General features: G+C 65.9%; 13 protein-coding genes. 1 reads left to right on the plus strand and 12 read right to left on the minus strand.

Annotation, left to right across the window (positions count from 1 at the left end; translation table 11 throughout):
* Positions 1 to 59 precede the first annotated feature (59 nt).
* Positions 60 to 977 carry a LysR family transcriptional regulator gene (locus U742_RS0118335; protein WP_051661316.1) on the plus strand — a complete coding sequence of 306 codons (918 nt, stop codon included), beginning with the start codon at positions 60 to 62 and terminating at the stop codon, positions 975 to 977.
* Positions 978 to 994: 17 nt separating this feature from the next.
* Here U742_RS0118335 and xylB read toward each other — a convergent pair whose 3' ends face one another.
* The 12 genes from xylB to U742_RS0118395 all read right to left on the minus strand — a co-directional run.
* Complete coding sequence (xylB, locus tag U742_RS0118340; RefSeq protein WP_029355656.1) at positions 995 to 2,470, minus strand: xylulokinase; 1,476 nt, start codon at positions 2,468 to 2,470, stop codon at positions 995 to 997.
* Between the two features lie 134 nt (positions 2,471 to 2,604).
* Complete coding sequence (locus U742_RS0118345) at positions 2,605 to 3,168, minus strand: methylated-DNA--[protein]-cysteine S-methyltransferase (protein WP_029355658.1); 564 nt, start codon at positions 3,166 to 3,168, stop codon at positions 2,605 to 2,607.
* Positions 3,169 to 3,244: 76 nt separating this feature from the next.
* Positions 3,245 to 3,574 carry a cytochrome C oxidase subunit IV family protein gene (locus U742_RS0118350; RefSeq protein WP_029355660.1) on the minus strand — a complete coding sequence of 110 codons (330 nt, stop codon included), beginning with the start codon at positions 3,572 to 3,574 and terminating at the stop codon, positions 3,245 to 3,247.
* A 5-nt stretch (positions 3,575 to 3,579) separates the two neighbouring features.
* Positions 3,580 to 4,302, minus strand: coding sequence for a heme-copper oxidase subunit III family protein (locus U742_RS0118355; RefSeq protein WP_029355662.1), 723 nt, complete (start codon positions 4,300 to 4,302; stop codon positions 3,580 to 3,582).
* Positions 4,303 to 4,329: 27 nt separating this feature from the next.
* Positions 4,330 to 5,040 (minus strand): cytochrome c oxidase subunit 3, encoded by a 711-nt coding sequence (locus tag U742_RS0118360; protein WP_029355664.1) that lies wholly within the window; start codon positions 5,038 to 5,040, stop codon positions 4,330 to 4,332.
* Complete coding sequence (locus U742_RS0118365; protein ID WP_029355666.1) at positions 5,037 to 6,809, minus strand: cbb3-type cytochrome c oxidase subunit I; 1,773 nt, start codon at positions 6,807 to 6,809, stop codon at positions 5,037 to 5,039. Before U742_RS0118365 ends, U742_RS0118360 begins: the two co-directional genes overlap by 4 nt.
* 30 nt (positions 6,810 to 6,839) lie before the next feature.
* Positions 6,840 to 7,664 carry a cytochrome c oxidase subunit II gene (locus tag U742_RS0118370; RefSeq protein WP_029355669.1) on the minus strand — a complete coding sequence of 275 codons (825 nt, stop codon included), beginning with the start codon at positions 7,662 to 7,664 and terminating at the stop codon, positions 6,840 to 6,842.
* Positions 7,665 to 7,716: 52 nt separating this feature from the next.
* Positions 7,717 to 8,577, minus strand: coding sequence for a DUF2189 domain-containing protein (locus U742_RS0118375; RefSeq protein ID WP_029355671.1), 861 nt, complete (start codon positions 8,575 to 8,577; stop codon positions 7,717 to 7,719).
* A gap of 511 nt (positions 8,578 to 9,088) precedes the next feature.
* A complete protein-coding gene (locus tag U742_RS0118380; protein ID WP_029355673.1) occupies positions 9,089 to 10,417 on the minus strand; it encodes an NAD(P)/FAD-dependent oxidoreductase in 1,329 nt (442 codons plus the stop codon).
* Between the two features lie 33 nt (positions 10,418 to 10,450).
* A complete protein-coding gene (locus tag U742_RS0118385; RefSeq protein ID WP_029355675.1) occupies positions 10,451 to 11,329 on the minus strand; it encodes an ABC transporter permease in 879 nt (292 codons plus the stop codon).
* On the minus strand, positions 11,326 to 12,333 hold the full coding sequence (locus U742_RS0118390) for an ABC transporter permease (RefSeq protein ID WP_156034268.1): 1,008 nt from the start codon (positions 12,331 to 12,333) through the stop codon (positions 11,326 to 11,328). The genes U742_RS0118385 and U742_RS0118390 overlap by 4 nt, the downstream gene beginning before the upstream one ends.
* Positions 12,330 to 13,412: ABC transporter ATP-binding protein (locus U742_RS0118395; protein WP_029355680.1), on the minus strand; the 1,083-nt coding region annotated here is incomplete at its 5' end. The genes U742_RS0118395 and U742_RS0118390, both read right to left, overlap by 4 nt.

Genomic DNA, 13,412 nt, shown 5'->3' on the forward strand with positions numbered 1-13,412 from the left:
GCTTTTCCACGGCGTTTAGCCGGGGATATAGTCATCTTCCCTTTCGCCCGGCGCCGGACATGACCCTCGAACAGCTTCGCATCTTCGTCGCCGTCGCCGAACGCCAGCACGTCACCCAGGCCGCCCGCGCGCTCAACCTCGCGCAGTCGGCGGCGAGCCACGCCATCGCAGCGCTGGAGACGCGCTACGACACCAAGCTGTTCGACCGCGTCGGCCGCCATATCGAGCTGACCGAGGCGGGCCACGCCTTCCTCGCCGAGGCGCGCGCCGTGCTGGCGCGGGCCGAGCGCGCGGAGCTCGCGCTCAGCGAGTTCGGCACCCTGCAGCGGGGCACGCTGACCGTGCAGGCGAGCCAGACCATCGCCAGCTACTGGCTGCCGCGCCATCTGGTGGCGTTCCGCCGGGCGCATCCGCAGATCAGCATCCGCCTTACGGTGGGCAACACCGCGCAGGTCGCGCAAGCGGTGGAGAGCGGAATCGCCGAACTCGGCTTCGTCGAGGGTGCCGTCGAGAACGAGCATTTCGACAGCGTGCCGGTGGGGCGCGACCAGCTCATCATCGTCGTCGCGCCGGACCATCCCTGGGCCGAACGGAGCGGGCTCACCGTCGCCGAGCTTCTGGCCGGCGAATGGGTGCTGCGCGAGCCCGGCTCCGGCACGCGTTCGGTGTTTGAGGAGGCGATGCGCCAGGAAAGCCCGGACGCGCCGCCGCTGAAAGTGATACTCGAGCTGCCCTCGAACGAGGCCGTGCGTGCCGCCGTCGAGGCCGGCATGGGCGCCACCGCCCTCTCGGCATCGGTCGCCGCCCCCAGCGTCGAGGCCGGACTTTTGAAGCAGGTCGCCTTCAGCCTGCCCGAGCGCGAGTTCCACGTGCTGCGCCACCGCGAGCGCTATCGCAGCCGCACCGCCGACGCGCTGCTGGCGCGGATCGGCATCCCCTCCGTGCCGTTCGCCGAACGGCGCACCGGCACGCGGTGAGCGAACGCCGACCTGGTTCACCACGCGCCGAAACAGGGCTCCAACGACCGGTAGATCCGTCGGAAACGCATATGGCGCTCCGCAGCACGCTCGGCGAAAACCGGGCGCGGCTGGAACTCCCGCGCGAGCGGCGGGCGGCGGCAAATCTCGCCCGGCTTCTCGCCGGTCGCCGCGAGCCGGGCGAGGGTAGCGGCGCCATAGGCCGGGCCCTTGTTCGCCCCTTGCAGCAGCCGGATCGGGCAATCCAGCACGTCGGCCAGTATCTGCGGCCAGGCTCGGCTTTGCGCACCGCCTCCGATCAGATCGAGGCCTTCGATCCTGAGGCCGGTGCGCGCGATGGCGTCCCGGCAATCGGCGGCGGCGAAGGCGACGCCTTCCATCACCGCGCGGCCCATGGTGGTGGCGTCGCACCGCGCATCGAGGCCGAAGAACACGCCGCGCGCATCGGGGTTGTTGTGCGGCGTCCTTTCCCCGGCAAGATAGGGGAGGAAAATGGGTCCCTCGCCCGCCTCCCCGCCCGCGATCGCGATGGCCTGGTCCAGGGCCGCGACGTTCTGACCGACGGCGCGCGCGAACCAGTCGAATGCCGAGGCGCCGGTCAGCATGCAGCCCATGGCGATCCAGAGATCCGGCAAAGCGTGGCAGAAGGCGTGGACGAGTGTGTCGATCGCCGGGCGATAGGTGGAGGTGGGCACGAACACCTGGCCGGAGGTTCCCAGCGAGAGGAAAGCGCTGCCCTCCGCGATCGAACCGATCCCGACGCCGCCGGCGGCCGCGTCTCCGCCACCGCCGGCGACGACGATGTTGCGTGGCACTCCCCATGCGTCGGCGACCGCGTCGCGCAAGCGGCCCGCCGGTTCCGATCCTTCCACCAGCGCCGCAAGCTGTTCCCGCCTCACCCCGACGGCGTCCATCGCCGGCTGCGACCAGTTGCGCGTCACCTCGTCGAGCATCCAGGTGCCGGACGCATCCGAGCAGTCAGTGATGATCTCGCCGGTCAGGCGCAGCCGGATGTAGTCCTTCGGCAGGAGAAAATGCCGGACGCGCTCGAAAAGCTCCGGCTCGTTCGCCCGGACCCAGGCGATCATCGGCCCGGTGAAACCCGGCATCGGCATGACGCCCACCTGCTCGGCAAGCCGGGGATGCTCCCGATGCAGGCGCTGCGCCTCCTCGCTGCTGCGCCCGTCGCACCACAATATGGCGTCACGCAACGGGCGATCATCGGCGCCCAGCAGCACCGCGCTGTGCATCTGGCCGGAGAGACCGATGCCGGCGAGCCGCGCCAACGCCTGCGGCGCCTCGGCGTGGAGTGACCGGACGCAGGTGTCGACCGCACCCCACCAGCTATCGGGCGACTGTTCGGCAAAGCCGGGACGCGGATGCAGCATCGGATAGGAAGCGTCGGCCTCGGCCACGACAGCCCCGTCGTCGCCGACGACGACGGCCTTCGTCGCGGACGTTCCGACGTCAAGGCCCAGCCACGCTCGGGTCATCGGCCAGCTCCCCATTTCGCATCGCCATCCGTTCGGGCGCTGACTTAGAAGGGGCGCGGTATGTGCGCAAGAAGCAACGCCGCGGCGGACAACCGTTCGAAGGATGTCACCGCCGATTCCCCAATCCGTATTGTTCAGAACCCGAAAGACTGCTGCTCCGGTGGCAGCGGGCCGAGATGGACGCCCTCCAGCTCCAGCATGCGGATCTTGGCGGCGGAGCCGCCCGGGGCGGAGAAGCCGCCGACCTTGCCGCCGGCGGCAAGCACGCGGTGGCAGGGGATAAGCAGCGCCACCGGATTCTTCGCCATGGCCTGCCCGACATCGCGCGCCGCTTCTGGTCCGGCGCCGAGCTGCTTCGCCAGCGTGCCATAGGTCGTGGTCTCGCCCCAGCCGACCTGCCGTGCAACGTCGTAGATCTGCCGGAAAAACGCGTCCTGATCGCCGAGGTCGAGCGCGACGTGCGAAAAATCGACCGCCTCGCCGGCGAAATAGCGCTTCACTGCGGCGACCACCTCATCGATCTCGACGCGAGGCGTACCAGGTACGGCCTCCGGCACGCGCCGCAGCAGATTGCGCTCAGTCGCCGCGGCGCTGTGCGTCGGCAGTTGGAAACGGGTGATGCCGGCATCGCTCCAGGCGATTCCGCAATAACCGCCAGCCGTTTCGAAGACGAGATAGCGCTGCGCTGACTGGCCCATGGCATGGCCCCGACGTTCCAACTCGCATGAAAATCGTCGGTGAAGGCGGCCAGTTCAACCCGATCTCACCAGCCGCTCACAACAGACCCGGATGAACGGTGCGGCTCAGCAGCGTGTAGTCCGATTCCAGTACCATGATGGCGACGAAGACCAGCACCGCGCCGATCGGCAGCAGGATGGCATAGACCAGCGTCAGCCGCTCCCAGGCCATGTGCATGAAGACGGCGACGATCAGCCCCGCTTTGAGCATCATGAACAACAGGATCAGCGAATATCTGAGATGCCCCTGCAGATGGAAATAATCGACCAGGTAGGAACAGGTGCTGAGCACGAACAGCCAGCCCCACACCACGAAATAAAGCCGGATCGGGTGCTGCGCGGTGTCATGGGTCGCAACGTGGGTCATTTTGCTCACCACAGATAGAAGAAGGCGAAGATGAAAACCCAGACCAGATCGACGAAGTGCCAGTAGAGGCCCATGATCTCGACGGATTCGTAACTTCCCTTCCGGCTGGTGAAGAAGCCGCGCCTTCCTTCGTCGAAATCTCCGCGCAGCACCTTGCGCGCAATGGCGATGAGGAAGATCACGCCGAAGGTGACATGCGTGCCGTGGAAGCCGGTGATCATGAAGAAGCTGGAGCCGAACTGCGCGGCACCCCACGGATTCTCCCATGGCCGGACACCTTCATGGATCAGCTTGGTCCATTCGAAGGCCTGCATGCCGACGAAGGCGGCACCCAGCACCGCCGTCACCAGCATGAGCACGGCGGTGGTGACGCGGTCGCGCCGGTAGCCATAGTTCACCGCCATCGCCATGGTGCCGCTGCTGCTGATCAGCACGAAGGTCATGATAGCGATCAGGAGCAGCGGGAAGGACGTGCCGCCGATCTCCAGCGCGAACACCTCGCTGGGATTGGGCCAGGGCACCGTCGTCGACATGCGCGCCGTCATGTAGGAGATCAGGAAGCAACTGAAGACGAAGGTGTCGCTCAGGAGGAAGATCCACATCATGGCCTTCCCCCAGGAGACGTTCTTGAACGCCCGCTGGTCCGACGAGAGATCGGCGGCGATGCTGGCAAGGCCGGAGGATTGCCGGACCTCGTCCGCCTCGTTCCTCAGCGAGATTTGCGCCATCGATCGCTCCTTCGGCTCAGAACATCTTCAGCTCAACGCTTGACGACAGATCTCGATGAAATCGCCGGCCCAGCCGGCGATCAGCGCAAACAGGACCAGCCACACGACGAGCAGGAAATGCCAGTAGATGGCGCATAGCTCGAGGCCGAGCCGCAGCCCGCCCCGCTCGCCGCCGACCTCATCGGCGCTGAACGCGCGAGACGTGACACGCGCCAGCGCGACGAGCCCGCCCAGCACGTGCAGCCCGTGCAGTCCGGTCATCAGATAGAAGAAGGCATTGGCGGGATTGGAGGCGAGAAAATAGCCCTCCCCCACCAGTTCGCGCCAGACCACAAGCTGGCCGATGACGAAGGCGAGTGTGAGGACGCCGGCACTGATCAGCCCGAAGCGCACGGCATCGAGGTTCGCATGGCGGGATTGCGCCTTGGTCCATTCCAGCGCGGCGCTGGCGAGGATGAGCAGACCGGTGTTGAACCAGAGCAGCCGCGGCACCGGGAGCGGCCACCAGTCGGCGGCCTGCAGCCGCATCGAATAGGCGCTAATGGAAAGCGCGAACAGCACGCCGGCAACCGCGAGGAAGACGCCGAGCCCGATCTTCGCCGTCGGCAGCGGACGCGCGCCCGGCGGCTCGTCGATGACACCGATCTCAAGCCAGGGCTTGGACATGATCCGCTGCGTCGACAGCCACCAGGCGGCGATGCCGATGACGATGGCGAGGAAGGCGACGACGATGATCATGGCGTCCGGCTCGCCATCTCGCCGGCCAGCGGCGGCTGGTTCTGCGGAATGAAGTCCTCCGGCGCGCCGGGGACGTGGTAGTCATAGGCCCAGCGATAGACGATCGGCAGTTCCTTGCCGAAATTGCCGTGCGGCGGCGGCGTCACCGGGGTCTGCCATTCGAGCGAGCAGGCGCGCCACGGATTGCCGCCGGCCTCGCGTCCGTGGCGCAGGCTCCAGATCAGGTTGAACACGAAGGCGAGCTGCGCGGCGCCGACCAGCAGCGCCATCACCGTGATGAAGATGTTCAGGTCGTGCGCCGACTGCGGATAGATCGCGATCTCGCCCATCTCGTAATAGCGCCGCGGCACGCCCATCAGCCCGAGATAGTGCATCGGGAAGAAGATCAGATAGGCGCCGAGGAAGGTGACCCAGAAGTGGAACTGTCCGAGCGGCACGCTGAGCAGCCGCCCGGTCACCTTCGGATACCAGTGATAGATGGCGCCGAAGATCACCAGGATCGGCGCCACGCCCATCACCATGTGGAAATGGGCGACGACGAACATGGTATCGGACAGCGGTACGTCCACCACCACATTTCCGAGGAACAGCCCCGTCAGCCCGCCATTGACGAAGGTGACGATAAAGGCAAGCGCGAACAGCATGGGCACGGTGAGGTGGATGTCGCCGCGCCAGAGCGTCAGCACCCAGTTATAGACCTTGATCGCGGTCGGTATCGCGATGATCAGGGTGGTCGTCGCGAAGAAGAATCCGAAATAGGGATTCATGCCGCTGACATACATGTGGTGCGCCCACACCACGAAACTGAGCGCGCCGATTGCCACGATCGCCCATACCATCATCCGGTAGCCGAAGATGTTGCGCCGGGCATGGACGCTGATGAGGTCGGAGACGATGCCGAATGCCGGCAGCGCCACGATGTAAACCTCGGGGTGGCCGAAGAACCAGAACAGATGCTGGAACAGGATCGGGCTGCCGCCGCCATAAGGCAGGCGCGTTCCCTGCTCGATGATCTCCGGCATGAAGAAGCTGGTGCCGAGCAGCCGGTCGAACAGCATCATCACGCAGCCGACGAACAGGGCGGGAAAGGCGAGCAGCGCCATCACGCTGGCGGTGAAGATGCCCCACACGGTGAGCGGCATGCGCATCAGCGTCATGCCGCGGGTGCGGCCCTGCAGCACGGTGACCACGTAGTTGAGGCCGCCCATGGTGAAGCCGACGATGAAGATCATCAGCGAGACGAGCATCATGATGATGCCCCAGGCGAGGCCCGGCGTACCGGCGGTGATCGCCTGAGGTGGATAGAGCGTCCAGCCCGCGCCGGTCGGCCCGCCCGGCACCGCGAAGCTGGCGAACAGCACCACGACCGCCAGCAGATAGAACCAGAAGCTCAGCATGTTGGCATAGGGAAACACCATATCCCGCGCGCCGAGCATCAAGGGGATCAGGTAATTGCCGAAGCCGCCGAGGAACAGCGCGGTCAGCACATAGACCACCATCATCATGCCGTGCATGGTGATGAGCTGGTAATAGGCATCGGCGTCGATGAAGGAGAGCGCGCCGGGGAATGCCAACTGCAATCGCATCAGCCAGGACAGCATCAGCGCGACCAGACCGATCGACAGCGCGGTGACGGAATATTGTACGGCGATAATCTTGGCGTCCTGGCTGAACACATAATGCGTCAGCCAGCTCTTCGGATGGTAGAGCTCGACATCTTCGACTTCGGCTGGCGGCACGCCGGCCGCGCCAAGCGGAACATCGACCATCGGCACCCTCCCTCGGCAAGCTCTCCTTGCCTATTGTTGCGCCTTGACTTCGCCCTTCGTTCCGTCCTGCTGCGCGAGCATCCGCCTCTGCTGGCCGTCCAGCCAGGCGTCATAGGCAACCTGCTCCTCGACCACGACCGATCCGCGCATATAGGGATGGCCGGTGCCGCAAAGCTCCGCGCAGAGGATGTCGAACGTGCCGGTGCGTGTCGGGGTGAGCCAGAAATAGGTGCTGGAGCCCGGCAATATGTCCATCTTGGCCCGGAACTCCGGCACGTAGAAATCATGCAGCACGTCGGTGGAGCGCAGCACCACCTTGATCGGCTTGCCTATCGGCAGATGCAGATCCTCGCCCTGCAGCACGACATCGTCCCGGCCGTCGGGATCGTTCTTGTCCAGCCCGAGGGGATTGTCGTCGGCAATGCTGTCGACGCTGGTCTTGCCGAGCTTGCCGTCCTTGCCCGGCAGCCGGAAGCTCCATTGCCATTGCTGGCCGACGATCTCGATCGCCGAGGCGTCCGGCGGAACGGTGATGAAATGGTTCCAGACGAACAGGCCGGGCGCCAGCATCGCCGCGACCCCGACGCCGGTGATGATGGTGAGGCCGCTTTCGAGCCTGCGGTTCTCCGGCTCGAAAGCGGCCTGATGACCCTCGCGGTGGCGGAAGCGCCAGACGCAATAGGCCATGAACAGTAGCACGGCGACGAACACGACGCCGGTGATCCAGAAGGTGATGATGATGGTGTCGTCGATATATTGCCAATTCGACGCGATCGGCGTCCACCACCACGGGCTCAGAAAGTGAAACAGCACGGAGCCGACGGCCACCAGAACAAGAACCAGGACGACGTGCATCACATATATCCTTGGCCGCCGCTCGATCCGCGATCCGCGTTACTGTTCGTTCCTATTGGACGACCTTGCGATAGAGATGCCACGTGGCATGACCGAGCACCGGCATGACCACGACGAGGCCGACCAGCAGCGGAATGGAGCCCAGCACCAGCCCGCCGGCGACGATGAGACCCCAGGCGAGCATGGGCACCGGATTGACCATGAAGGCGCGGACCGAGGTGCGCACCGCGACCGACACGCCGACCCGATGATCGAGCAGCAGCGGGAAGGACACGGCGCTTATGGCGAGCACGGCCACCGCGAACAGGAAGCCGACCCCGACGCCGATCACGATCAGCGCCCAGCCCGGCCCGGTGGTGAAGACCGCGGTGATGAAGGCCGCTGCCGATTCCGGCACGTAGGGGCCCATCGTCATCAGATAGATCCCCATCGCCACGAGCAGCCAGAGCAGGAAGATGCCGACCAGCAGCAGGCCGAGTTCGATGATGGCGGCGAGCGAAGGCGAACTGAACACGCCGAAGGCGTCGGCCCAGGTGACCGATCGGCCCTGCTCGCGGCGCCGGCTCATCTCATAGAGCCCGGCGGCGGCGAATGGGCCGATCAGCGCGAAGCCGGAGATCAGCGGGAACAGCAAGGGCAGGAGGCCGTTGCCGAGCGTCGCGGCCCCGATCAATAGGCCGGCCAGCGGGTAGATCAGGCAGATGAAGATCACATCTGTCCGATAAGCACCGAAGTCGCTGAATCCCCGTATCAGCACATCCTTGAGATCGGCGACGGTGATCCGCCGCACCTGGGGAACCACCAGGCCCACTTCTTCCGCAGGGTAATGGAAAGCATGCTCCACCGATTTGACAGCACCGAAGGTCTGCCTGATCTGATCGAAGCCCCATTCAACAGGATTCCGGACCGTCATCGCCATTCCTCCCGAACGACCTGCTCGAGGAGATATCCGTCGCGATTGGACGCGCCCAAGAAATACAAATCACGGACGTACCGCGACTATCTAAAAGGCAATATACGCCGAGCGATATCTCCTGTCAGCTTGCTTCTTTGTCACCAGAGACAGCGAAATAGGTCAACAGTACTTATCGAGCAGTGCAGCACATCACTGAGTTCGTACGTACGTATTCATAGGATCGCGGGAATGCAGGCGCGACAGGGCGCCGGGCCCACGTCCCAAGGGGCGCTCAAGGGCGTTCAGGGCGCCCTTGCCCTCGGCCCGGCTGACGAGTTCGTGCGCGCGATTTTGATCGGCGGCGTCAAAGACAGTGCCTCCCAGCGGGAGCAAGACACCGCTGCTCAGGTCGAAAGGCCGCAAATCACGGAACGCCAGCCCTATCTGAAAGGCGGCGCTTCGGCTCGATGGACGTCGGCTCCCGCCGCCCTGGCGGTTCATCGGTATGGCATCAGCGCGATCGCCGCGATCAGACCCAGACGGTCGCCTCGTGCTGCGTCCCGTCGAAGAAGCGCGAAAGGCGGTACGGTGCCGGATCGACGAGGGTCGGAGCGCCGGTCACGACGTCGGCCGCGAGCCGGCCGGCGGCGGGGCCCAGGCCGAAACCGTGGCCGCTGAAGCCGGTCGCGATATAGCACCCAGGCGCCCGGTCGACCGCCGAGATTACCGGCACCGCGTCCGGCGTCGAGTCGATAAGACCGCCCCAGGCCTGCGCGATGCGCAGGCCCTTCAGCACGGGATAGGCGGCGCGGAACTGCGCCATCGTCGTCTCGGCGAGCTTCATATCGGGTGCGGGGTCGAGCACCCGCGTCTTCTCGAATGGCGAGGTGGAATCGAGCGACCACTGCGCCATCGTCTCCGGCCCCTCGACGAAGGAGCGGCCGATGCCGAGCGTCAGCGTCTTGCCACGTTTGATCAGCAGCGGCAGGAAATGCCTCGCGTAGCGGATGCCCTGAGGCGTGAGATCCACCCGGCCGCGCCCGCGCATCGCGACGGTATAGCCGCCGTCCTGACGGCGGCGGAAGGAAAAGCCGGGGCTGCCGACGCCGCCGTCGATGACATGCGGGGCCGGTTCGGTTCGGCAGGCGGTGGCGAATACGCCGGCCTGCGGCAGGCTGATGCCGTGGCGCCGGAGCAGCATCGACGTCCAGGCGCCGCCGGCGCACAGCACAGCATTGGTCTTGATCGCGCCGCGCTCCGTCACCACCGCCGAGACGGCGCCGGCGCTGGTCTCCCAGCCACGCACCGCGCAGTTCTGCAGCAGCGTGGCGCCGAGGCGCCGCGCCCCCTCGGCGATGGCGGGAGCGGCTTTCGAGGGCTCGGCGAGGCCGTCGATCGGCGAATAGAGGCCCGCGAGCCAGCGATCCGTGGTGGCCGGGATCATCTCCTGGACCTCGGCACCGGTGAGGATGCGGCCTCGCGTCTGGAAAGCCCGCTTCGCCTCAAGCATCTGCTCCCACTGCGCCACCTCGGCAGGGTCCTTGGTGACCACCATCATCCCGGTGCGGCGGAAACCGGTATCGGCGCCGAGTTCGGCATCGAGCCCACCCCACAGCTCCAGGCTCGCCATGGCGAGCGGCATCTCCGGCATGGCCCTCCCCTGCTGGCGGCACCAGCCCCAGTTGCGGCTGGACTGCTCGCCGGCGATGCGACCCTTCTCGACGACGACGACCGAGTGCCCCCGCTTCGCGAGATAGTAGGCGGCGCTGACGCCGATGATCCCGCCGCCAACCACCACGACATCTGCGCTGGCGGGAAGCTTCTGGTCGCTGGCGACCTCATCCACGGGGGGAGACATGCGCGGTTCCTTGCGTTGACGGGAGAGACGTCGTCATTCGGCGGGGCTCAAGGCGAGCTCGGTTTCCTCCGCCTTCAGTGCCTCCTTGCGGCGCGCCCCGGCGCGCCGGTCGTCACGCCGCTTCGCCAGTTCGTAGGCGACGGCGCCGACGATGGTGAGGACCACGATGGCGGTGGCGAGCGCGCTGATCGACGGGGTCGAGCCCTGTCGCACCCGGCCCGCGAGCACGGTGGTCAGCGTCTTGTCGGAGAGGATGGCGAAGGTGGTGGTGTTGTAGTTCTCGAAGGAGGACAGGAAGGCCAGCACCGCCGCCGAGAACAGCGCCGGCTTCAGGTAGGGCAGCAATATGTGGAAGAAGACCTGCGGATAGGATGCCCCGAGGTCCAGTGCTGCCTCCTCCTGCGCGCGGTCGAAGCGCTGCAGCCGGGCGAGGATGATCAGCATGCAATAGGCCGAGATGAAGCTCGATTGGCCGAGCACGGTGAGCACGATGCCGTCATACATGAAGCGCATGCCGGTGACGGTGGTCAGCTCGCGCCAGAACACCACGGTGGAGATGCCGATAATGATGCCGGGGGTGAGCACCGGCGAGACCACCACCAGATAGTAGAACGAGCGCGCCGTCCGGCTGATCTGCGTCATGACGATGGCGCCGGCGAGGCCGACCGGAACGGCGATCAGCACCACGAGCGTGCCGATCAGCAGGCTGGTGCGCAGCCCGTGCATCATGTCGGCATCGGCGAGCAGCGCGCCGAACCAGGAGAGGGTGAGCCCCTCGATCGGCCAGACCTGCGGGTATTCCGGCGTGTTGAAGGCGGAGATGCCCATCACTGCCAGCGGGCCGAGCAGGTAGAGGAAGAAGGCGGCCACATAGACGGCGAACATGGCGCGCTGGAACGGGCTCGACGTCATCGCGTGATCTCCCCGAGCTTCAGCCCCGAGATGCGCAGCACGGTCAGCACGAAGACGATGCAGGCGAGCAGCAGCAGGAAGGCGTAGGCGGCGCCCTGCGGCCAGTTGAAGAGCTGGTAGAAGCGGTCATAGACGATGGGGGTAAACCACAGCGAGCGCGGGCCGCCGAGCACCATCGGGGTGGCGACCGCGCCGGTACACAGCATGAAGACCAGCGTGCAGCCCGAGGCGATGCCTGGCTTGGCGTGCGGCATGACGATGAAGGCGTGGATATGCCACCAGGGCGCGCCGAGGTCGCGGGCCGCCTCGATCTGGTTTTTGTCGAGGCTCTCGATCGCATTGTAGAGCGGGAAGATCATCAGCAGCAGGTAGGCGTAGCTGAGGCCCATATAGAGACCGATATCGGCGCCGAGGAAATCGACCGGCTCGGACACAAAGCCGAGGCCCATCAGCATCTGGTTGATGATGCCGCCGGAGGAGAGCAGCACCCGGAAGGCGAAGGCGCGCAATATGTCGTTGACCCAATAGGGGATGATGAGCAGCAGCAGCAATATGCGCAACCGATCCGGCTTCGCAGATTGTGCCATGTGGTAGGCGAGCGGATAGCAGATCGCAAAGTTCGCAAGCGTTATCAATATACTGGCGAGGATGGTGACGCCGAACGCCTTGATGTGCAGCCAGTTCCATTCCGCGGTCGAGGTGGTCGAGCCGAACAGGAAGTAGCGGTAGTTCTCCAGCGTGTAGACATCCTTCGGCCCGCCCATCTGCGACAGTGGCAGTTTCGGCCGGAACGACAGCTCGACCATGTAGATCATCGGCAGGACAATGACGAAGACCGCCCAGAAGCCGACCGCGACGATGAGGTAGATGCCGACGCCGAGGCCGTTGCGCTGGAAGAAGGTGAGCCGGCGCGTCGAAGCGTTCATGCGGTCGAAGCGCGCGATCAGCCAGAAGCCCAGCACCACCACGCAGGGCAGCAGCAGCATGACATGGATACTTTTCATGGCGTCGCCGGCCGTGCGAGCAGCAGGCCGTCCTGCGGCTTGAAGCCGATATGCAAGGTCTCGCCGCTCGCCGGTAGCGCGCTTCCGGCGAGGGTGGCGGTGAGCTTCTGGCCGGTGCGCGCGCGAAGCGTGACATGGGTAACGCTGCCCTCATAGGCGACGTCGATGGCCTCGCCGTCGAAGCCGACCGTGGCGCCATTGGGGGTGTCCTTCGGCATCAGCGCCAGCGCCTCCGGCCGCACGAAGAGCAGCGCCTCCTCGCCGGCTGCGAGGCCGACCGGGTTGCGGGCGCTCAACATGCCGAGCGGCGTGTCGATCTTGGCGATGTCACCTTCGACACCGGAAATGCGACCTCGAATGCGGTTGTTCTCGCCGACGAAGGAGGCGACGAAGGGGGTGCGCGGCTCGGCATAGACGGAGCGCCCGCCACCGACCTGCTCGATCACCCCGGCATTCATCACCGCGATGCGGTCCGACATGGTCAGGGCTTCGCCCTGGTCGTGGGTGATGTAGATGAAGGTGATGCCCACCCGCTTCTGGATGGCGCGCAGCTCCGCGCGCATGTGCTGTCTGAGCTTCAGGTCGAGGGCGGACAGCGGCTCGTCGAGCAGCAGCACGGACGGCTCCACCGCCAGCGCGCGGGCGATGGCGACGCGCTGCTTCTGGCCACCGGAGAGCTCGGAGACCAGCTTGTGGCCGTGCTCGGGCAGCGCGATCTGGATGAGCAGGTTCTTGACCTTCTCATCCCGCTCGTGGCGCGGCACGCCGCGCACGCGCAGGCCGTAGCCGATGTTCTCGGCGACCGTCATCATCGGGAACAGAGCGAGGTTCTGGAAGATGAGGGCGGTCGGCCGCTTGTTCGGCCCGATACCCTTCATGTCCGCCCCGCCGATGCGCACCGTGCCGCGGGTCGGCTCGATGAAGCCGGAGATGGTGCGCAGGAGCGTGGTCTTGCCGCAGCCGGAGGGGCCGAGGAAGGAGAAGAACTCGCCCGGCTCGATGGTGAGGTTGGCGTCGCGCACCGCGACGAAGTCGCCGAAGGTGACGTTGACGCCCTCAAGCTCGACGGCTGCGGCCAT

This window comes from Allobosea sp. 117, assembly GCF_000702305.1.
In the GTDB taxonomy this organism is placed as follows: domain Bacteria; phylum Pseudomonadota; class Alphaproteobacteria; order Rhizobiales; family Xanthobacteraceae; genus Ancylobacter.